Annotated in this window: 14 protein-coding genes; 7 read left to right on the top strand and 7 right to left on the bottom strand. The window is 69.2% G+C overall.

Annotated features, from left to right (window positions below; translation table 11 throughout):
* Positions 1-238 precede the first annotated feature (238 nt).
* Positions 239-1198 (top strand): uroporphyrinogen decarboxylase family protein, encoded by a 960-nt coding sequence (locus IRZ30_RS03525; RefSeq protein WP_294083005.1) that lies wholly within the window; start codon positions 239-241, stop codon positions 1196-1198.
* Between the two features lie 136 nt (positions 1199-1334).
* On the opposite strand, the gene IRZ30_RS03520 is transcribed toward IRZ30_RS03525, so the two are convergent.
* Together IRZ30_RS03520 and IRZ30_RS03515 are read right to left on the bottom strand one after the other, a co-directional pair.
* The gene (locus tag IRZ30_RS03520; RefSeq protein ID WP_294083002.1) at positions 1335-4796 is read right to left on the bottom strand and encodes a diguanylate cyclase; all 3462 of its coding nucleotides are present in this window, start codon (positions 4794-4796) and stop codon (positions 1335-1337) included.
* A gap of 187 nt (positions 4797-4983) precedes the next feature.
* A complete protein-coding gene (locus IRZ30_RS03515; protein ID WP_294083000.1) occupies positions 4984-5991 on the bottom strand; it encodes a DUF3435 domain-containing protein in 1008 nt (335 codons plus the stop codon).
* 300 nt (positions 5992-6291) lie between these two features.
* On the opposite strand from IRZ30_RS03515, the gene IRZ30_RS03510 reads away from it, so the two are divergent.
* Complete coding sequence (locus tag IRZ30_RS03510) at positions 6292-7062, top strand: phosphatase PAP2 family protein (RefSeq protein ID WP_294082998.1); 771 nt, start codon at positions 6292-6294, stop codon at positions 7060-7062.
* A 124-nt stretch (positions 7063-7186) separates the two neighbouring features.
* On the top strand, positions 7187-7786 hold the full coding sequence (locus tag IRZ30_RS03505; protein WP_294082996.1) for a nicotinamidase: 600 nt from the start codon (positions 7187-7189) through the stop codon (positions 7784-7786).
* Between the two features lie 61 nt (positions 7787-7847).
* Here the strand turns inward: IRZ30_RS03505 and IRZ30_RS03500 are convergent, their stop codons facing one another.
* A complete protein-coding gene (locus tag IRZ30_RS03500) occupies positions 7848-8246 on the bottom strand; it encodes a response regulator (protein WP_294082994.1) in 399 nt (132 codons plus the stop codon).
* Between the two features lie 378 nt (positions 8247-8624).
* Between IRZ30_RS03500 and IRZ30_RS03495 the strand changes: the two genes are divergently transcribed.
* Positions 8625-9779 (top strand): serine protease, encoded by a 1155-nt coding sequence (locus tag IRZ30_RS03495; protein ID WP_294082992.1) that lies wholly within the window; start codon positions 8625-8627, stop codon positions 9777-9779.
* Between the two features lie 322 nt (positions 9780-10101).
* On the opposite strand, the gene IRZ30_RS03490 is transcribed toward IRZ30_RS03495, so the two are convergent.
* Positions 10102-11355 (bottom strand): polysaccharide ABC transporter ATP-binding protein, encoded by a 1254-nt coding sequence (locus IRZ30_RS03490; RefSeq protein WP_294082990.1) that lies wholly within the window; start codon positions 11353-11355, stop codon positions 10102-10104.
* Positions 11355-12134, bottom strand: a complete 780-nt coding sequence (locus IRZ30_RS03485) for an ABC transporter permease (RefSeq protein ID WP_294082988.1) — start codon at positions 12132-12134, stop codon at positions 11355-11357. The genes IRZ30_RS03490 and IRZ30_RS03485 overlap by 1 nt, the downstream gene beginning before the upstream one ends.
* Before the next feature lie 148 nt (positions 12135-12282).
* On the opposite strand from IRZ30_RS03485, the gene IRZ30_RS03480 reads away from it, so the two are divergent.
* The 3 genes from IRZ30_RS03480 to IRZ30_RS03470 all read left to right on the top strand — a co-directional run bounded on the left by IRZ30_RS03480 (position 12283) and on the right by IRZ30_RS03470 (position 15102).
* Entirely contained in the window at positions 12283-13629 is a 1347-nt protein-coding gene (locus tag IRZ30_RS03480; protein ID WP_294082986.1) for a serine hydrolase, read from the top strand.
* 70 nt (positions 13630-13699) lie between these two features.
* Positions 13700-14809: a YihY/virulence factor BrkB family protein gene (locus tag IRZ30_RS03475; protein ID WP_294082984.1), complete on the top strand. Its 1110-nt coding sequence runs from the start codon at positions 13700-13702 to the stop codon at positions 14807-14809.
* A gap of 50 nt (positions 14810-14859) precedes the next feature.
* A complete protein-coding gene (locus IRZ30_RS03470; RefSeq protein WP_294082982.1) occupies positions 14860-15102 on the top strand; it encodes a hypothetical protein in 243 nt (80 codons plus the stop codon).
* Positions 15103-15130: 28 nt separating this feature from the next.
* Here IRZ30_RS03470 and IRZ30_RS03465 read toward each other — a convergent pair whose 3' ends face one another.
* Both IRZ30_RS03465 and IRZ30_RS03460 read right to left on the bottom strand, forming a co-directional pair.
* Entirely contained in the window at positions 15131-17860 is a 2730-nt protein-coding gene (locus IRZ30_RS03465; protein WP_294082978.1) for a diguanylate cyclase, read from the bottom strand.
* Between the two features lie 215 nt (positions 17861-18075).
* Positions 18076-18282 carry a heavy-metal-associated domain-containing protein gene (locus IRZ30_RS03460; protein ID WP_294082977.1) on the bottom strand — a complete coding sequence of 69 codons (207 nt, stop codon included), beginning with the start codon at positions 18280-18282 and terminating at the stop codon, positions 18076-18078.
* Between the last annotated feature and the right edge of the window lie 582 nt (positions 18283-18864).

The following is an 18864-nucleotide window of genomic DNA, read 5'->3' as shown; positions in this document are numbered from 1 at the left end:
TCAGCCCTCCCCCTGACGACGCCCCGGCCCCCCGACCGGGGCGTTTTCTTATGTACAGTATGTGCAGTCCGCCCGGGTGGACGGCTGGTGCGGGGTTCCCGTGCCCATGCTAAGATGCGGCGCGTGAAGCGGCGTGCGCCGCCCTCGGGACGCGCACCACGACTGCTGCCGCCAATGACACCAGCTACATACCGCGCTGGCCGGCCGCCAGCACGGACCAGGGAAAGGGAGTGCGGTGATGTCATTCGTCGATGAGATGACCAAGACCGAGCGCGTCATGGCCGCCGTCAACGGCGACGAGGTTGACCGCGTCCCCGTCTGTTTCTGGCACCACTTCCGCCCCGAGGGGTCCGGGCGCCGGCTGGCCGAGGCCACCTTCAACTTCTTCGAAGCTACCTTCGACCTCGACATCCTCAAGATCATGCCGGATATCCCCTACCCCTTCCCGCGCCGCTCGGTCACCAAGCCGGATGACTGGCTGCTGATCGAGCCGATCGACCAGGAGCGCTCGCGCTACTTCACCCAGCGCGCCATGGCCATCCGCGCGCTCCGCGACATGGTCGGCTTCGATGTGCCGATCATCATGACGGTCTTCAGCCCCCTGGCGGAGGCGATGTACGCCGCGGAATCGCGCGAACTATTCCTGCGGCACCTGCATGAGCACCCGACCTTCGTCCACCAGGCGCTGGCGACCTTCGCCCAGAACCTGCGCGCCCACATCCAGGACTGCATCGACGCCGGTGCCGACGGCGTCTTCTTCGCGCTGCAGGGCTGCACCAGCGCCATCATGAGCCGCGAGCTCTACCGTGAGGTGGGCCGCCCCTACGACCTCCTGGCCCTGCAGGGCGCCATCGACGGCTGGCTGAATGTGCTCCACGTGCACGGCGAGCGCGACCTGTTCTTCGACGACGTGCTCGACTATCCGGTCCAGGTGCTGAGTTGGAGCGACCGGATGGCCGGGCCGAGCCTGCGCGAGGCCCGCACCAAGACCAGCAAGTGCCTGATGGGCGGCTGGCACGAGTTCGGCGCGCTCTCGAATGGGCCGGTGGAGAAGATCCGTGAGGAGGCCGAGGACGCCATCCGCCAGACCGGCGGGCGCAAGTTCATCCTGGCCAACGGCTGCTCCGTGCCGGACGACACCGACGAACAGTGGCTCCACGCCGCCCGCGAGATCGTCAACGACCTGGCGGTGGAGTAGGGAGATTCACGCGTCATACGTCATGCGTCACACGTGATGCGTGTTTCGTCTTTCTCCCCTCTCCCAAGGTTGGGAGAGGGGCCGGGGGTGAGGGGGACGGTTGACGCATGACGCATGACGCATGACGCATCTCGCCTCACTCCTGCCCCAACTCGCGCTGCACATCATCGATGAGCTGGGGCAGGGCCACGGTCTGGCCGGCTTGCCAGGCGGCCTGCCAGGCGGCTGGGGATAGGCTGGCGCGGGCGGACTCGATGAGGCGACGGAACTCGGGATGGAGGGAGGCGGCTCCGAGGGAGCGCGTGGCGGCACGAACCGCCGCCACGGCGCCGAGCAGGCGGGCAGCGACATCGGGCCGCCGCTGCGCCGCGGCCACCCCGGCCAGAACCTGGAGTCCCTCAACCATGTCCGCCTTGTAGCCGAGTTCCTGCCAGCGCGCGATCGCTTCGAAGCAGTCGCGGCGGCTGGCTTCCAGATCGCCCTGGATCAGGGCCAGCAGTGCCCGGCGCGCCAGCGTCAGCACCGCCGTGCGCTCGTCCCGGGACTCGTGCGCCAGCGCCCAGCTCTGCTCGAAGTGCTGCGCCGCCGCCGCATAGTCGCCACGCTGCAGCGTCGCCACCCCCAGGTTCGCCATCGTGAGCGCGAGCCCGCTCCGGTCACCGGCCGCCTCCTGGGCCGCCAGCGCCTCGGTCAGGCGGTCGATTGCCTCACCGACCTCTCCACGTTCGAGGGCCACCCAGCCCAGGTTGGAGAGCGTAATCGCCACCGCCCAGGCATCGCCCGTCTCACGCGTCATGGCAAGGCTGGCATGGAAGTAGTCCTCGGCCCGGTCATATTCGCCGCGCCCCCCGGCGACGAGGCCGAGGTTGTTGAGCGCCGCGGCTTCCCGCTCGCGGTTGCCCAACCGTCGCCAGAGTTGCAGGGCCGCCGTGAAGCAGGACTCGGCGTCGTCCGAATTCCCCAGCATCCAGTTGATGGACCCGAGCGTGTGTAGCACAGCGGCGAGCACCGGGTCCGAGAGCCGCTCGCGCTCCTGGATCACCGCCGTCAACCAGCGGTGCAGTTCAGCGGTCCGCCCGACGCTGTCCCAGTAGATCCACAGCGCCGCGGCAAGTCGACCCGCCCGCTCCATGTCGCGCTGTCCGATTAGCCACGCCATAGCCGCGCGGATGTTGTCGCGCTCCGCCTCCAGCCGGCGCCGCCAGCGCATCTGGTCGGACCCTCGGAGGTATGGTTGGGATCGCTCTACCAGATCCAGCATGTACGCCGCGTGGCGGTCACGGACCGTCGCCTCCTCGCCGCTGGCCGCAAGCTGCTCCAGGGCGTACTCCCGGATCGTCTCCAACATCCCGACGCGACCCTCCCCCACGGTGAGCAGCAGGCTCTTGTCGCGCAGGGAGCGCACCACAGCAGCCAGGGGCGACTGCTCCGAGCCGCCGTAGCTCGGAGCACCAGCAACGATGACGGAGATCGCCTCCAGCGTCGCGCCGCCCACGAAGACGGCGAGCCGCCGGAAGAGCCGCTGCTCCGTGGGCGACAGGAGGCGGTAGCCCCAGTCGATCGCGCCGCGGAGGGTCCGCTGGCGGGCAGGGAGGTCGCGCGGGCCGTCGTCCAGAAACGCCAGCCGCCGGTGCATCTGGGCCAGCAGGTCGCGGGGGGAGAACTCATCCACCCGCGCCGCGGCCAGCTCGATCGCCAGCGGCAGGCCGTCCAGCCGGGCGCAGAGGGCCGCGATGTCGGCAGCGTTTGCGTCGGTGACCCGGAAGTCGGGGCGCACCGCCTGCGCGCGGGCCACGAACAGCGCCGTGGCCGCGAAGTCGGTCAGCGTTGCGGCCGACCATCCCTCACGCGACCGCGGGACCGGCAGCGGGGGAACGGAGAACACCACCTCCTCCGGCAGGGTGAGCCGGTGACGGGAGGTGACCAGGACGCGCAGGTGGCGCGAGGCCGCCAGCAGGTCGGCGACCAGCGCCGGCGCATCGGCAAGCTGCTCCAGGTTGTCCAGCACCAGGAGCATGCGAGCTTCCTGGAGCTTCTCCTTCAGGTAATCGAGCGCCGTCTCGCCCGGAGTCTGCTGCTCGCCGAGCGCGGCGAGGATCGCATCGGGCACAAGCCGGGTGTCATGAATCGGCGCGAGCGGGACGAACCAGACGCCGTCGGGGAAGTGCGCGCGCACCGCGGCCGCGACCTCGAGCGCCAACCGCGTCTTCCCAATGCCCCCCGGCCCGGTGAGCGTCACCAGGCGGTGCTCCAGGATGAGGCTCCGGGCCTGGGCCACCTCGGCCGTACGGCCGACGAACTCGGTCAAGGCCGCCGGGAGGTTGTGGGGATGCTGCTGCACCAGCGGCGCCGTCCCACCATCGCGGATGACCCCGGCATAGCCATCGGCAAGGCGCCAGCCGTTGCGCGACTCCCTGCGCAGCATTCCCTGCTCGACCAGCCGGTCAAGCGTGGCTCGGATCTCGGCAGGTCGCCCCTGAGTGGTGCGATGGAGCCAGACGACGAAGTCCGCAGGCGGATCCCACAGCAGCGTGCCGCGCACCCAGACACGCGTCGCTTCCTGCGAGAGCGCATTCACGACCACACGAGCGACGAACGGCGCGACCGGGACGGAGGGATTCTCCCCAGCCGTCACCATCACCCCGATCGGCATAGATCCCGCCCCGGCCAGCACCCGCTCGACCCAGGAGCGGGCAGCCGGGTTGAGGTCCTCCCAGCCATCGAAGACGATGAGGAGCCCGTGGCATCCGGCCGCGGCCGCGAGGTGTCGCAGCCGTGCCTCTGCCCCGTCGCCCGGCAGCGATGCAAGCTCCTGCCACGAGACGGTCAGGCGTCCCGGGCCCGGCGCGAGCGACACCGGTTCCCGGGATTCGAGCGGGAGGATGGCGTAGCCCTGCTGCAACGCCGCTTCGACCGCGGCGACGAGCAGGCGCGAGCGCCCCGTACCGGGCGCCCCGGTGATCAGCAGCGCCCCGCGCCTGGCCGCGGGGAGCCGTGCCAGAAACGCATGGATTGCCGCCAGCTCGGTATCGCGTTCGATCAGGCGGGCGGGTTCCGGCAGTCTGCCCGGGTCCACCACGGCGACGTCCTCGCCGACCACGCAACGGCGCCCCTGCCGTTTGGCCTGGGCGTGCCGCTGGTCGGCGCGCTCGATCAACGCCTCCGCCGTGTCCGCATCGTCTGGGAAGGTCGCGACGCCCACGCTGATCGACAGGCGCAGTGGCGGCACGCCCGGGCATGGCGTCGCTTGCACCCGCGCGAGCAGGCGCTCCGCCAGCGCGACGGACTGCGAGCGTGTCAGGTCCGGGAGGATGAGGACGAACTCGTCCCCGCCGTACCGGATCATGAGGTCACTGCTGCGGATCTCGCGCTGGATGCGGCGGGCGACCTCCCGCAACGCCTCATCGCCGCGACGGTGGCCGTAGGCATCATTGATGCTCTTGAAGTGATCCACATCGAGGAGGCAGAGCGTCACCCGGCGACGTTCCCGCCGCGCCGCGTCGAGCGTCGCCTGGAGTGCGTCATCGAGGTATGCCCGGGACAGCGCACCGGTGAGTGGGTCGCGGGGCCAGTGCCGCACGTCAAGGGATGACGGCATCGACGACATCACGTGCCTGCACTCTCGTCACGGGTCGGACCCGCAGATACGGGGACCCATACCCTTCCGTCTCTGCTTGCACTGTACGGGATGCCGCCACCGTGGGCTATCCCCCATCAGCAATGATGTGTCTAGTCGGTAGTCTCATGCCGTAGGGGTACTGATGGCGGGCTGATTGGGACTGCGGCTATGCTCCGAGCGGCCGGCGGTACGGACCGAAGGCTTCTTGATACTCTTCAGCCACCTCAGCCGCCACCTTGTGGACGTAGATGCGGGTGGTCGTCGGCGAGGCGTGTCCGAGGATCGTCTGCACGGTCGACTCACGCACTCGGCGGCGCACCAGCTCGGTCGCCAGCCCGTGACGGAACGAGTGCGGCGTGATCGGGTTCTCCACCCCCGCCGCGACGCAGAGCTGCGCCACGATGTGCTCGACCGTGCGTGGACTGATGGCACGCCCAGGGACGCCGACCTTGTCCCGCCCGCTGAAGGCGGGGAAGGCCCCGACGCCGCGGCCGCTGTCGCCGCGCGCCGCCCAGTAGGCCACCAGCGCCTCGGCCGTCTCGCTGTCGAAGAGGACGGTGCGGCTCTTGCCCCCTTTCGCGCGGTAGATGCTGGCCGTGCCGTCGGCCAACTGAATATCCCGGCGACGCAAGCCGCACAGCTCCGACACCCGCACGCCGGTGCGATAGAGGAAGAGGATCATCGCGCGCAGCTTGAGCCGGCGTAGTTCCTTGTCGGGATCGACCTCATGCGGCAGCGTGCGCACGTACTCCACGATGCGGTCCAGGTCGTTGGTCTGGACATCGGGCGGCGGCGGGGTGAAGCGCGGCATCATCGCCGCCACCCGCGTGCGCAGTTTCTCAGTCGAGAGGTTTGGGTGCAGGTCGTAGGAGACGAGGTAGGCGTACAGCTTCCGCACGGCGGCCAGGTTGGTCTGCGCCGTGCGCATGCGCGACACCTCTTCCGGCGAGCGGACGTCATCCGGCATCAGCGCGGCGACGAAGTCGGTGACATGGTCCTCGGTGAGCGCCGTGACCGGGCTTGTGGCCGGGTCCAGATCAAACCGCTCCTTCAGGTGCTCGGTGAACTTCGTCACCGCGGTGCGGTAGGTCTTCTTGCTCCGCGGCGACAGCCGCAGGTTGTCGAAGAAGTCCTCGATGGCGTCGGCGATCGTCGGGGCCGCCCCGTTCGTCATCGGTCCTGCTCCCGGTTGGCCGGTGGGCATCGGCGCCATATGTACGTACACCATGCCGAGTATACGCAGGGGGTTGGACGCACGCAAGTGGCGTGTTCAACGTCCTCTATGGTATGAAAGTTGCATAAGGCCAGCGCCGGGCGCACCCCACCATCACCCCGTCCATCCGGACAGGGTGGGGCCGGGCCGGAGGGCCGTAGCCAATCCATACCCTCTGCGTTAGGCTTAGGGGTGCGAGCGGAGTGCCGGATCGCCTTCGCCGCATTTCACGGCGGTCCGGTGGCTCGAGAGGAGTCGCGAGTGGAGCCACGAGAGCAGCTCGTCACCCGGAACACCGTGATTGAGCGCGCCCGTCATGGCCTCATCGAGTTCGGCATCCTGTCCGTGCTCTTCGGGCTGTACTACGCCACACGCGGGCTTGCGGCCGGGAAAGAAATCGATGCGTTCCAGAACGCGCGCGAGGTGATGCATCTTGAGCGGCGGCTTGGTCTGTTCCGCGAGATTGGGGTCCAGGCCTGGCTGCTGGCGCAGCCCTGGATCGTCCACTTCTTGAACTGGGTCTACACCTACACCCACATGGCCGGTCTGGTGCTGTTCGGCATCTGGCTGTTCTGGCGCCACACAGACCGCTACCGGGAGTACCGGAACGTCTTCCTGGGCATCCTGGCCATCGGGCTGCTGATCTATGCGCTCTACCCCCTCGCGCCGCCGCGCTTCTTCCCGTACAGCGGGTTCGTCGATACCCTGGCGCTCTACGGGAAGGTGAACTACGACCAGCCGAGCGTCGCCATGCTCTACAACCCGTTCGCGGCCATGCCCAGCTTGCATGTCTCCTTCGCACTCTTCTGCGGCATCGGCGTGATCCGGGTCGGCCGCACGCTTGCCCACTGGGTGCTCGGTACGTTCTACCCGCTGCTGATGATCACCGCCGTCGTGGGAACCGGCAACCACTACATCCTCGACGCCATCGCCGGTTCGACGCTGACCGTGGCCGCCTACATCCTCGTGCCGCGGATCACCGCCGGGCTCGCCCGCTACCGAGCGCGACTTGCCGGCTCCGTCGCACCCTGATCCGACACACCAACCTGCTTCACCCGTCGCGGCGCGGATCTTCTCCGCGCCGCGCTATACTTTTGGCGCATGATCCGGCATTCCACCCACGCCTGCACCCCGGATCACGGACAGGAGGAGAGCTATGGCCAACGAGAAGGCTGCCCTGCTCGTCGTCGATGTCCAGAACGACTTCCTGCCGGGTGGCGCGCTCGGCGTGCCGGAGGGGCACGTCGTCATCCCGGTGCTCAACGAGTATCTGCGCCGCTTCGCCGAGGCCGGACTTCCGATCTACGCCTCACGGGACTGGCATCCGGAAGAGACGTCACACTTCCAGGAGTTTGGCGGCCCCTGGCCCCCGCACTGCGTCCAGGGTACGAGCGGCGCGGAGTTCCACCCCGACCTCGAGCTACCCCCCTCGACCGTGCTCATCACCAAGGGGACCGATCCGGAGGAGGACGCCTACTCAGCCTTCCACGGCACGACGGACGAGGGCGAGTCTCTCGCCGACCGCTTGCAGCGGGACGGGGTGACGCACCTCTACATCGGCGGGTTGGCCACCGACTACTGCGTGCGCGCCAGCGCCCTGGATGCGCGCCGCCTGGGGCTGGAGGTCACGCTGCTGATCGATGCCAGCCGCGGGGTCGACGTTCAGAAGGGCGACTCGGAGCGCGCCATCGAGGAAATGACCGCGCATGGCGTCAAGCTCGGGACGCTAGAGACGGTCGAACTGGTCACATCCTGAGTCAACCGTGAGGCTGCGACACACCTGGCACGCCCGCCCGGCGCGGGCGGCCGTGCCGGAGTCAGGCCGTGGCTGCGGAGAGTTGCCTACCGCACGTGGACGCGGCATGCAGCACCACTCTCCGGAGTTGATGCGCGGGAGCCGTTCGCTCGACCGTCCCGACAGGCCAGTAGGGGCCGCGAATGTGCCGGGTTCCGGCGCCCAGCCCGTCGGTCAGGCAGAGGACAGCCGGACGGTGGCGACGGTCCGGGCCGGTCAGCCGCTCCAGCAGCGTGAACCCGTCGACGTCGTGCAGCAGCAGGTCCAGCATGACGACATCCGGCTCCCAGTAGTCAACCGTCCGGAGCCCGTCCACGCCACAGGTCGTCGCCCGGACTTCACCGAGTCCACGCAGCGCCGTTTGCATGTGGCGGATGAACGACCGGTCGTCGTCAATGACGAGGATGCGTGTCCCTGCCATGCCTGCTCCCTCGACGCGCTGTCGACGGCCCACGGGACCGCGATGCCCGTTGCGACCCTTGACAGCGAGTCTACTCGCTGTCGTCGAACGGGGAACAGAGAAATCAGTAGGGGGTCGTCGTGGGACATTCTACCCTGCCAAACGGGCTGGTTTTCCCAGGCAGATACACAAGTCTTGTCCGTACATGCGGACGGACCGGCGTCGGGCGGGACCACTGGCCCGGTGTTGCGAGTGACTTTCAGGCACCATAGACTTCTGAGACGCCGCGGGAAGGGGGATGGTCTCCCGCGGCGAAACCATGCGGAAGGGGACGGAACGACGACCCGCTACGATCATTCATCGAACCCGCCGCGGCGTTCGCTGCGCGTGGTTCTGCTCATGCTCACCGGCCTCCTGCTGGCCGGCTGCCTCGGCACCACCACTGACCCACCGACACCCACGCCCACCATCTCACCGACGCACGCCGTGCCGACCCCAACCGAGGCCCCAATCGGGGAAGCGGAGCCTGCCCCGCTGGAGGAGTCGATCCTCATGCTGCGCCGCGCACGCGACGGCGCGGTGCTCGGTGCGGCAGTCACCGTAACGGCCGACGGCTTCCTGCTGACCACGGCAGCGACCGGCACCGACGGGGTCGAGGTTGTCACCCCGGACGGTACCGCGCTGCGCCCGGTGGAGGTCGCCCGCGATGACGCGACGGGGCTGACCCTGCTCAAGATCCCGGCCACAGGGCTGGCACCGGTGCGCCTGCACCGCGACGCATCGTCCACCGGCGACTCCGTCATCGCGGTCGGCTTCGACGCGGCCCGCGGCGCTTTCGCCCAGGCTGGCGGACACCTCACCGAGCCCGCGGCCGCGGCGGCCACGCCGGGAACCGAGCCCGCCCTGCTGCAGACCGATATCCCGCTGGTCGCCGGCTTTGCTGGGGGTGCGCTGGCTGACCCAGCCGGTACCGTGCTCGGCATCCTCGTGCCCGCCATGGATTCGAACGGCAGCCGGGTGAGCGGCGCGCTGCCCGCAGCCTACCTCGCCGAGTGGTTCGAGCAGTGGCGCGCCGCGCAGCGCGCGGCCGTCGACGAGAGCGCCGGCTGGCCGGTCCTCGACGCGGCGGGGGCACTCACCCTCCGCTACCCCGAGGGGTGGTCGGTCGCGCAGGCGAGCGGCGGCGACCGCGACTACCGCGCGGAGATCGTGCCGAACGATCCGGACGTGCCGCTGCGTCTCTCGGTGGCGATCGAGGGTGCGGCCAACCCCGGCGACCCGATGGACTTCGCACGAGAGGAGTTCGGTGAGCGCCGGGACGCGACGATCTGGGGCACGGTGGAGTACGGCGGCATGCCCGGCGTCCGCGTCGTCCTAAACCAGGAGGGCGCTCGGGTGGATGTGGTGTACCTGTTCCACGACAACCGGCGGATCGCGCTCAGCCTGACCTCCGGCTACGGTCCCGGCGTCGACGACCCGCGCGCCGACCGCGCCGAGGCGCTGTTCGAAGCCGTGCTCCGCTCGATCGCCCGCACCCAGCGCCCCGTCGGGTGACGTCGCTCATCCCGCGCATGCGGGGATCGTTATGTCGATTCCGATGGCAGCGACGACCGCCGTGGATGGGTGCGCCCGCGACGACCACCGGCCGGGGGTGTAGGCGTCCTACCGTCGCTATCGCAGCGCATTGCGTCCCACCGGTGGTGACTGACAACCGACGCTCATCGAGAGACCAAACGCCTGGAACCATGTCATCCTTTGCTGCGCCGCCCGGCGCGCCCGCGCCGGCCGCCTCCACTCAGGATGACACGGAATCCAGGGATGACTCGAACCTGGTATCAGGTCGTGGGGCGTGGTTGGACAGCGGCCGCGCGGCTCGTCACCGCTCGATCTCGACTCGCGGGCCGGTGCGCTCGCGGCGCGCTGCCGCGCCCGGCTCCGATTCCCAGATGTGCTCCAGGCGCAGCAGGCCACGCTCCTGCGCCGACCAGGGCGCGAACACCTCGATCTCCGTCTCCTGCCGATCGACCACCGCCAGCCCCGCCTCGGAGGGACGCTGCAACGTCGCCGCCACGGTCAGGGTTGTCGGCGCCACCGGCAGGCCCCGGATGACCGCCTGCACGCGCTGCGCCGCCGCGTCGCCCTGGGAGGTATGCGACATGATGTCCGCCAGGCGGCCGGTGTTGCCGAAGAGGTGGGTTCCCTCCCGGTCGTAGAGGTCGAGCGCCAGCAGGAGCCCTTCGGCTCCATTGGGCGGCACCCGGAGCAGCGCCTCGATGCGCAGATCGCTGCCCGAGGGCACCGCTTCCAGCACCGTGCCGGCCTCGTCGACGGCCCTCAGCCGCAGGATCTCGGCGTCAGTCGGCTGCTCTTGCAGCATCCGCTCGTAGTGCGCCGCGACCGCGTCCACCGGGCCGTTGTCGATCAGCCGCCCGTCTTGCAGGAGGATGGCGCGGTCGCAGAACTCCCGGACCAGCTCGGGCCAGTGGGAGACGAAGAGGATGGTCGTCCCCCGCGCCTTCAGGTCGCGCAGCGCCTGGTAGCCCTTGCGCTGGAAGGCGGCGTCGCCGACCGAGAGCACCTCGTCGATCACCAGGATGTCGGGATCCAGATGCACGGCGATCGAAAAGCCGAGCCGCATGAACATGCCGAGCGAGTAGTGCTTGACCGGCGTGTCGATGAAGCGTTCCAGTTCGGCGAACTGGACGATCCGGTCGAAGCGCTCGGCCATCTGGCGGCGCGAGAAGCCGTAGATGCTGCCGTTCAGGTAGACGTTGTCCCGGCCGGACAGTTCGGGATGGAACCCGGCACCCAGCTCCAGCATCGCGTGGGTACGACCGTTGACGATGATCTCGCCGCTGGTGGGCTCCAGCACGCGTGTGACGAGCTTGAGCAGCGTGCTCTTGCCGGCACCGTTGCGCCCGAGCACGCCGAGCGACTCGCCCCGGCGCAGCGTGAAGCTCACGTCGCGCAGCGCCCAGAACTCCTCGCCCTTCCCGCGGGGCCGCAACAGCCCGACGAACCAGTCCTGGAACGACGTGCGGGTCTCATGGTGCAGGCGGAAGCGGCGTGATACCCCGCGCAACTCAACCGCGATCTCTCCCCGGTCGCCGGTCCCAGCCATGCGCCACATCACAGGTGCTCCCCGAGGTTGCGGTTGAGCCGGGTGAAGACCAGGTAGCCGATCGCTAGCAGCACCAGCGCGGTCACCCCCGTCCGGCCGGTGAAGAGCGGGTCGGGCACGCCGCCGCTGTACATGATGACGCGGTACTCGGAGACGATGGCAGCCATCGGGTTGATGCGGTACATCCAGGCTGCCAGGTGCGGGACCACCCACTCGATCGAGTAGAAGATCGGCGTCATAAAGAACCAGGCGGTCAGCCCCACGTCGACCAGCACCGTCGTGTCTCGGAAGTAGACGTTCAGCGGCGCCAGGATCAGCACCACTGCGGTGAGGAAGATCGCCTGGATCACTACCAGGACCGGCACAAAGACCAGCCATGGAGTGAACGCGCGGTCGAACAACGCCATGAACAGGAACAGGGCGGGCAGCCCCAGCACGTAGTTGGCGCCGGTTGAGAGCACGGTCGAGATCGGCAGCAGGATGCGCGGGAAGTAGACCTTGTTGATCAGCGGGGCGTTGTCCACCAGCGACGCCGTCCCGGCGGTCACCGCGGTCGAGGTCCAGTGCCAGGGAAGCAGCGCGGTCAGGACGAAGACCGGGAAGGCTGGGGTGTCCTGGTCGAGGAGTTGCGTGAAGACGAAGGTGAAGACCACCATCAGCAACAGTGGATGGAGTAGCGACCAGACGAACCCCAGCGCCGAGTTCTTGTAGCGAACCTTCAGATCCTTGGCGACCAGGTTTCGGAGCAGACTGCGATACTGGATGATCTCGACGGCCTGGCTGGCCATCCCCTACCCTTCCCGCGGTCCCCGGGCCGGAGCGGCCGCGCTGCAGCATGCCGCTTCGGGATGTTAGGATACCAGGGAACGGCACCGCGGAGGGGAGCGCGGCAAGCCGTCGCCTCGCCCGGCGAGGGGACACGTCCGGATGCCTCGAGTGGATAACCAGCGGTGGGCTCGTTCGCGTGGGCGGCGCCTGCGCTTGCTGCTCGGTGGCACGTTACTCCTGTCGGTGGGCGGTCTCGCCATCTCCGCACGGGGAATCCCCACGCAGGGGCCGGGAACGGAGATCGGGAGCTCGCCGATCCCGCCGCCCGTCGTAGCCACGAGGGAGGCAGCGCCGACACCGACGCCACAGGCGGAGCAGACACCCCAGCCGACGCCGACCCCGCCCTCGACGCCCACCCCACAACCGGAATCTCCGCACGAACACCTGGCCGGCTCGCTGGCCGAGCGCATCGACCCGCTGGTGGCGGACATCCCGGCCGAGGTGGGCATCGTAGTCGCGCTGCCGGACGGCACGCGGCTCTACGAGCACCAGCCGGACCGCCTCTTTGAAGCGGCCAGCCTCTACAAGCTGGGAATCATGGTCGAGCTCTATCGGCAGCGGGAAGCTGGCTGGCTCTCGTTCGACGAGACGATTACCCTCCTGCCCGCCTACTTCGAAGAGGGCGCGGATGTCTACGACGCCATCGGGACGGCCGTCCCGATCGACGACCTCCTGTGGGCCATGATCGCGGTCAGCAGCAACGTCGCCGCGCACGCCCTCCTGGATCGGGTCGGAAACGAGGCCGTCAACGCCACGATGGCGGATCTGGGTCTGGTGCACACCGAAATCCGCTGGCGTCCAGGTTATGTCTCGCCTCCGAAGCCGGAGCCGGAATCGACACCGGAGCCGACACCTGCGCCGGAATCGCAGCGAGACACCCCCTCGCCCCCCGGTGTAAGCTCCACGGAGCCGGACAACATGCCGACGGCCGAGCCAATCCCGCCCGATGACCAGTCCGATGAGCCGGCCGAGGATGGGTCCCGGGGATCGGTCGATCCGTTGGATGCGACGAGCAACCTCGCCAGCGCACGACCCCGAGCCGGACGCACCCCATCGACGCCACGGCTCGCCGCCCTGGCTCCCGGTCCGATCCCGGCGCCGCCGCAGCTCGCCGATGCCGACTCGGCATACAACGTCACCACGCCGGCCGACATGGCTCGGCTGTTCCACCTCCTCCTCGACGGCGCGGTCGTCAGTCCCGAGGCGAGCCAGGAGATGCTCGACCTCCTGGCGCAACAGACGATCACCGACCGGCTGCCCGTCCTGCTGCCCCCGGGCACGCGGGTGGCGCATAAGACCGGCAACCTCCCCGGGATCGTCCACGACGCCGGGGTGATCTACGCCCCGGCCGGGCCGGTCATCGTGGCCGTCCTCAGCGAAGATGCCAAGGACGAGTGGGCCGTGATGGAATTGGCCCGCGAGGTCGCCGCCATCGCCTACGAGAGCCGTTCCTGACGCCTCACCCCGCCGCCCTGGAACGACCCTTGCACTCCCTCCAGCAATCACCGGAGAGGAGGTGAGCGGCATGCAGCTCCGGGAGGTCGATTACAAGGCAGTGGGCAAGGAGGTCGTCCATGAATTCTCGGACGACGACGTCACCGGAATGGCCGCCCAGGCCGCCTACCAGATCGTTTTCTCGCTGCCCCCGTTGCTGATCTTCTTTGCAGCGCTTTCAGGGCTCGTCGCACGGTACACCGGGGTGGACGTCTTCGCTCAACTGCTGTCGCTCGCGCAGGAGGGTCTCCCGGCCTCGGTGTACGACACGGTCGAGATCATCCTCGGCGGTATCCAGGACCAGAGCAGCGCCGGGCTGCTGTCCTTCGGATTCGTGCTGGCCATCTGGTCCGCCTCGGGCGCGCTCAACACGATGATCTCCCTGTTCAACCGCGCCTACGATGTCGCGGACACCCGGGGGTTCGTCAAGAAGCGTCTGTTATCCATTGGGCTGACGATTGGCCTGGCAGTACTCGTCATCGGCGCCTTTGTCCTGTTCGTCTTCGGGCAGCGGATCGGCCTCTGGATCGCGAACTCCGCGGGTCTCGGCAACGCGTTCACCCTGGTCTGGAACATCGTCCGCTGGCCGGCCATTGTCATCTTCATGATGCTGGCCCTGGCCATCCTGTACTGGGCCGGGCCCGCGATTCAGCAGACCTTCCGCTGGATCTCTCCAGGCGCCATCTTCGCCACGCTCCTGTGGCTGGTCGCCACTTTCGGCTTCAGCCTGTACCTGAACTTCTCCGATCCGGGGAGCGCGTACGGCATCCTCGGCGGGCTCGTCGTCCTGCTCTTGTTCCTCTACGTGTCGAGTATCGTCCTCCTCCTCGGGTGCGAGGTGAACGCGGTCATCGACAAGCGCTACGACCCGAAGGTCATTCGCGACAAGGCAGCGCACCCCGAGCGACAGGAAGACCCGGAAATGGCACAACGGCGGGCACGAGAGCTGGCGCAGCGCGAAGGCAAGTCACCCGCGGAAGTCGGGCTGTCCGGCGACCCGGCACGGGAGGAACCGCGGATGCCGGCACCCTCGCGCGGCGCGGTGGTGGCGGTCGTGATCTCGCTGGCGTCGCTGTTCGTGGCGGCAATCCTCGGCGCGTTCAGCCGCATGTTCAGCCGTCGGCCGCTCGGGCGAGCATGATCGAATCAGCGCGTGCCGCGCTGGAGCGGCACGTCGGAAAGGAGCACGGGATGAGCGAACACCGGCGTGATGCAGAGGGCGAGCGGAACGGACCCCCGAAGCGCGACTCGGGCGTCTTCCCCTCCTCGAAGACTCACAGCTCCGGCCGCGGCATCCCCGGCCCGGTGCAGGGCGAGTCGCACGCTCCGGATGCCGTCGAGGGCCAGGAGGATCGAGGACACCCGCCGGTGCAACCGGCCGAAGGGTCGCGCGAACCGGGCTACGGCGAGCCGGGCCAGGACATCCAACGCTAGCCACGCACCTATGCACGGGCGGGGCGACTCAAGCAGCCGGCGCGGCCCCGCGTGCCACCGTGCGCGCGACCGCCAGCGCATGCTCCAGTGTCAGGGACTGCCCCTCACGCCAGGCCGTGGACCACGCCTCGGGGTCGACTCGCTCCTTGATGCCCGCCTCGACCCGCGCCAACGCGCTGCGCAGCAGGAGCGGCCCGGGCGCGCCCGCTCCCCGGTGCACGGCTTCGACGGCCCCGTAGAGCCTGGCGGCATCCAGTACGTCGCCAACGGTACCGGCCACCCCGGCGAGGCAGCCGAGGGCCTCCAAGAGACCGAGGCGATCCCCGATCTGTGACCACAGATCCAGCGCGCGGCCGAGCAGGTCCGCCGCCGCGGCGCTCCGCCCTTGCATCAGCGCCACCACACCGAGGCCGGTCAGGCAGCGCGCGGTCGTCCGCGGATCGGCAAGGCTCTCAGCCAGTGCCAGGCTCTCGTCGAGCGCCGCCCGCGCCCGCTCCGGTTCGCCCTGGTCGAGCAGGACGACGCCGGTCGTACAGAGCGCCAGCGCACGCAGCCGCTGATCGTCCGCATTGCGGGCGATGGCGAGGCACTCCGCCGCCATCCGGCGGGCGGCAGGGCCGTCGCCGCGCAGCACCGCCAGCTCGGCGAGATTCCCGAGCGTAATCGACTGCCCCCAGGCATCTTCCGCTGCACGCTGCACCTCGAGGCAGCGGGTAAAATGCGCCTCGGCAGCGGCATAGTCCCCCTGCTGCCGGAGCACCAGCCCGAGGTTGTTCAGATCCCGCGACAGCGCCGCGGCGTCGCCCAGGCGCGTTGAGATCGCCAGGCTGGCTTCCAGCCGGTCGCGCGCCTCCGCCAGATCCCCCTGGAACCAGGCCAGCACTCCGGCTCCGTTGAGCACCTCCGCCTCGACCTCCGGTGGGAGCGACTCCCGGTGCTCCAGGATCGCGGCGATCCAGGCCCGACCCTCGGCCGCCCAGCCGCGGCGCTCCCAGAAGCGCCACAGGGCCGCTGCGAGTCGCGCGGCAGTATTGATGTCGCCTTGCGTGAGCGCATGTCGGAGCCCGGCGCGCAGGTTCGCGTACTCCTCGTCGAGCCGATCGAGCCAGCGCTTGTGGTCCGCGCCACGGTGCTGCGCGGCAGCAATTTCGGCGAGCGCCAGATACCACGCCGCGTGCCGGTTGCGGATCCCGTCCGCCTCCCCGGTCGCCTCCAGCCGTGCCAGCGCCTCCTCCCGGATCGCCTGCGGCATGATGAACCGGGGCGAGTGCGCCGCGTCGGTGACCGGCCGGATCAAACCGACCTCGGCCAGCGCATCCAGGGCGGCTGCGACCTCCGCGATCCCCGCGGATGGCGCCTCCACGACCGCCCGCGCGGCCTCGACCGACCAGCCGCCCGCGAAGACCGCCAGCCGAGCCCAGCGCCGCCGCTGCTCAGGGGTCAACTCCCGGTAGCTCCAATCAAGCAGGACGCGGAGCGCGTCGCCGGGGCTCACCTCCTCCCCCGGCTCGCCGCCACCCGGCAGCGATGCCAGCAGGTGCTCGACCGGGAAGCGTGCCGTCCACGCCGCCGCGAGCTCGATCGCCAGTGGCAACCCGCCCAGCCGGGCGCAGAGCGCCGCCACGGCCTCCCCCTCCCCTACCGGAGGATGATCATCGGAGCGGAAGCGGGCGCGGGCGCGGAACAGGGCTACAGCGGGCGCCGCCTCCGAGTCGCCGACCACCAGCGGCGGCACCGGGTAGACATGCTCGCCGTAGAGGCGCAGCGGGCGCCGGCACGTGACCAGGATCTTGAGACCGGGCGCGGCAGCCAGGAGCTCCGTCAGTAACGGTGCGGCGTCCCGCAGCCGGTCGAAGTGGTCGATGACCACCAGTTGCTCGCGCGCTCGCAGCGCCTCGGCCGACGGTTCCCGGCCGCTCTGCCCGGTCGGGACGGCGAACCCCAGCGCCGCGGAGAGGACAGCCGGCACCATCGACGGCTCGACGACGTGTGCGACCGGCACGTAGACGACCCCGTCGGCGAACGCGCCGCGCAGCAGCGCCAGGATGTGCCGCGCCAGCCGCGTCTTCCCAATTCCGGCCGGGCCGGTCAGTGTCAGCAGCCGGGCACGCCCGAGCCGTTCCAGGATCTCGTTGACCTCGGTTTCCCGGCCGATCAGATCCGAATCGCTCCATACAACGGGCGCTGCCGCCGGTAGGAGGGCGCGGGGCACGCGGGCGGGCAGCACCACTCCCCGCCCCGTCAGCGCGCGGCCGCGCCCGGCTCGCTTCGCGCCGAACCGGCGGCGGTCGGCCACATCGAGCAGTGCATCCGGCGTCTCGGCGTCATGGGGGAAGGTGGCGATTCCCAGCGAGAGACTGAGCGTCAGCGGCGGATCCCCGCCAAAGGGCTTCGTCTCCACCAACGCGAGGAGCCGTGATGCGATCGCGGCGGCCTCCTCCGCTGACGTCCCGGGGAGCACCAGCACGAACTCATCCCCACCGAAGCGGAACAGCCGATCCGTCTTCCGGATACCGGCCTGCAGCCGTTCAACCAGCGCCCGGAGGACACGGTCTCCCCGCAGGTGACCGTAGGCATCGTTGACGCTCTTGAAGTAGTCCAGATCGAGGACAGCCACCGAGAGCGGCCGCCCTGTCGCTCGCGAGGTCGCAACCTGCTGCGCCAGGACGTCGTCGAGCAACGCGCGGGAGACCGCTCCGGTCAGCGGATCCCGGTCGGTTCCCTCTGGCCTGGCCCGATCGTCGCTGACAGATGGCATCACTGGACTCCCCGGAGGTCCAGCGCGACACGCACGCCTTCATCTCAGTCAAACCGTGACAGCATTGTACCACGTTGCATCTAGAATGACGACTGAATCTCCGGGCCACCGGGGCAATATGATAGGATCTGGGTGGAAGAATGTGTGAGAGACGACGGGGATCGGAGGGTGGCGGGGGGCCGCTGCCCCGCTGCGCCGCCCCTCCGCGATGGTAGCTACGCCGCGATGTCGTATCCGGCCTCTTCGATCCCGGCGCGGATATCCGCGTCGGACACGCTCTCACCGGCCTGCACCGTCACGAGCTTCGTCTCGAGGTCGACCTGCACCGCCTCCACGCCCGGGATGCGGCTCAGCGCCTGCGTGATGGCGTTCACGCAATGCATGCAACTTACGTCCGGTACGCGATACACCCGTTCGACCATGCAACCGCCTCCATCAGCAGCAACCGCTGCGATCCACTGTCCAATCGATACCCCCATGGGGTATTCCATCCCACAGTATACCGCGCCCCTGCCCGACCGCCAAGCGCTCTGTGCCAATCGTCCTACATGCGTCCAAACACGCTTCCCGCCTGGCAGTGGGTTTTCTCGCCCGCGGCCAAGTCCGAATCCGTACTCTTCTGTCGCGTCCGGATGGAAGGGCATCCACCTGACCCGTCACCACCGGAGCACCCCTACCATGTTGTGGGGAGCAGCCACCGTCGTCGCGCGCCTACCTGCCTGACTTGAGCCGCCACGGATGTCATGTCCGTGGCATCCAGAGCAGCGCCGCCACCGCCGTCGCGGTTCCGCTCAGGATGACGGAGCCGCGGGCGGCGGCCAGCCGCCCCGGCGCAGCGAAGGATCTCGCGTCGGAGCGCGCACCCGTGGGAGATCCTTCGCTCCGACGGCCGCCGCGCCCGCGCCGACAGGCTCCGCTCAGGATGCCAGCACCATGGGAGCGGCTAACGACGAGACGCTCCTCCTCCGTCGAAGTTCATCGCCACCATGGACGGCCGCCTCGCC

It is taken from the genome of Sphaerobacter sp., from assembly GCF_019683595.1.
In the GTDB taxonomy this organism is placed as follows: Bacteria; Chloroflexota; Chloroflexia; order Thermomicrobiales; family Thermomicrobiaceae; genus Sphaerobacter.
Note: the sequence above shows the minus strand (reverse complement) of the source record. Positions and strands in the feature narration are given on the sequence as shown.

What these genes read in the sequence shown, in the direction of transcription:
- IRZ30_RS03525 (WP_294083005.1), top strand. Translation starts at nt 239, where the DNA reads ATGTCATTCGTCGATGAGATGACCAAGACCGAGCGCGTCATGGCCGCC.
- IRZ30_RS03520 (WP_294083002.1), bottom strand. Translation starts at nt 4,796, where the DNA reads ATGCCGTCATCCCTTGACGTGCGGCACTGGCCCCGCGACCCACTCACC.
- IRZ30_RS03515 (WP_294083000.1), bottom strand. Translation starts at nt 5,991, where the DNA reads ATGACGAACGGGGCGGCCCCGACGATCGCCGACGCCATCGAGGACTTC.
- IRZ30_RS03505 (WP_294082996.1), top strand. Translation starts at nt 7,187, where the DNA reads ATGGCCAACGAGAAGGCTGCCCTGCTCGTCGTCGATGTCCAGAACGAC.
- IRZ30_RS03500 (WP_294082994.1), bottom strand. Translation starts at nt 8,246, where the DNA reads ATGGCAGGGACACGCATCCTCGTCATTGACGACGACCGGTCGTTCATC.
- IRZ30_RS03495 (WP_294082992.1), top strand. Translation starts at nt 8,625, where the DNA reads ATGCTCACCGGCCTCCTGCTGGCCGGCTGCCTCGGCACCACCACTGAC.
- IRZ30_RS03490 (WP_294082990.1), bottom strand. Translation starts at nt 11,355, where the DNA reads ATGTGGCGCATGGCTGGGACCGGCGACCGGGGAGAGATCGCGGTTGAG.
- IRZ30_RS03485 (WP_294082988.1), bottom strand. Translation starts at nt 12,134, where the DNA reads ATGGCCAGCCAGGCCGTCGAGATCATCCAGTATCGCAGTCTGCTCCGA.
- IRZ30_RS03475 (WP_294082984.1), top strand. Translation starts at nt 13,700, where the DNA reads ATGCAGCTCCGGGAGGTCGATTACAAGGCAGTGGGCAAGGAGGTCGTC.
- IRZ30_RS03470 (WP_294082982.1), top strand. Translation starts at nt 14,860, where the DNA reads ATGAGCGAACACCGGCGTGATGCAGAGGGCGAGCGGAACGGACCCCCG.
- IRZ30_RS03465 (WP_294082978.1), bottom strand. Translation starts at nt 17,860, where the DNA reads ATGCCATCTGTCAGCGACGATCGGGCCAGGCCAGAGGGAACCGACCGG.
- IRZ30_RS03460 (WP_294082977.1), bottom strand. Translation starts at nt 18,282, where the DNA reads ATGGTCGAACGGGTGTATCGCGTACCGGACGTAAGTTGCATGCATTGC.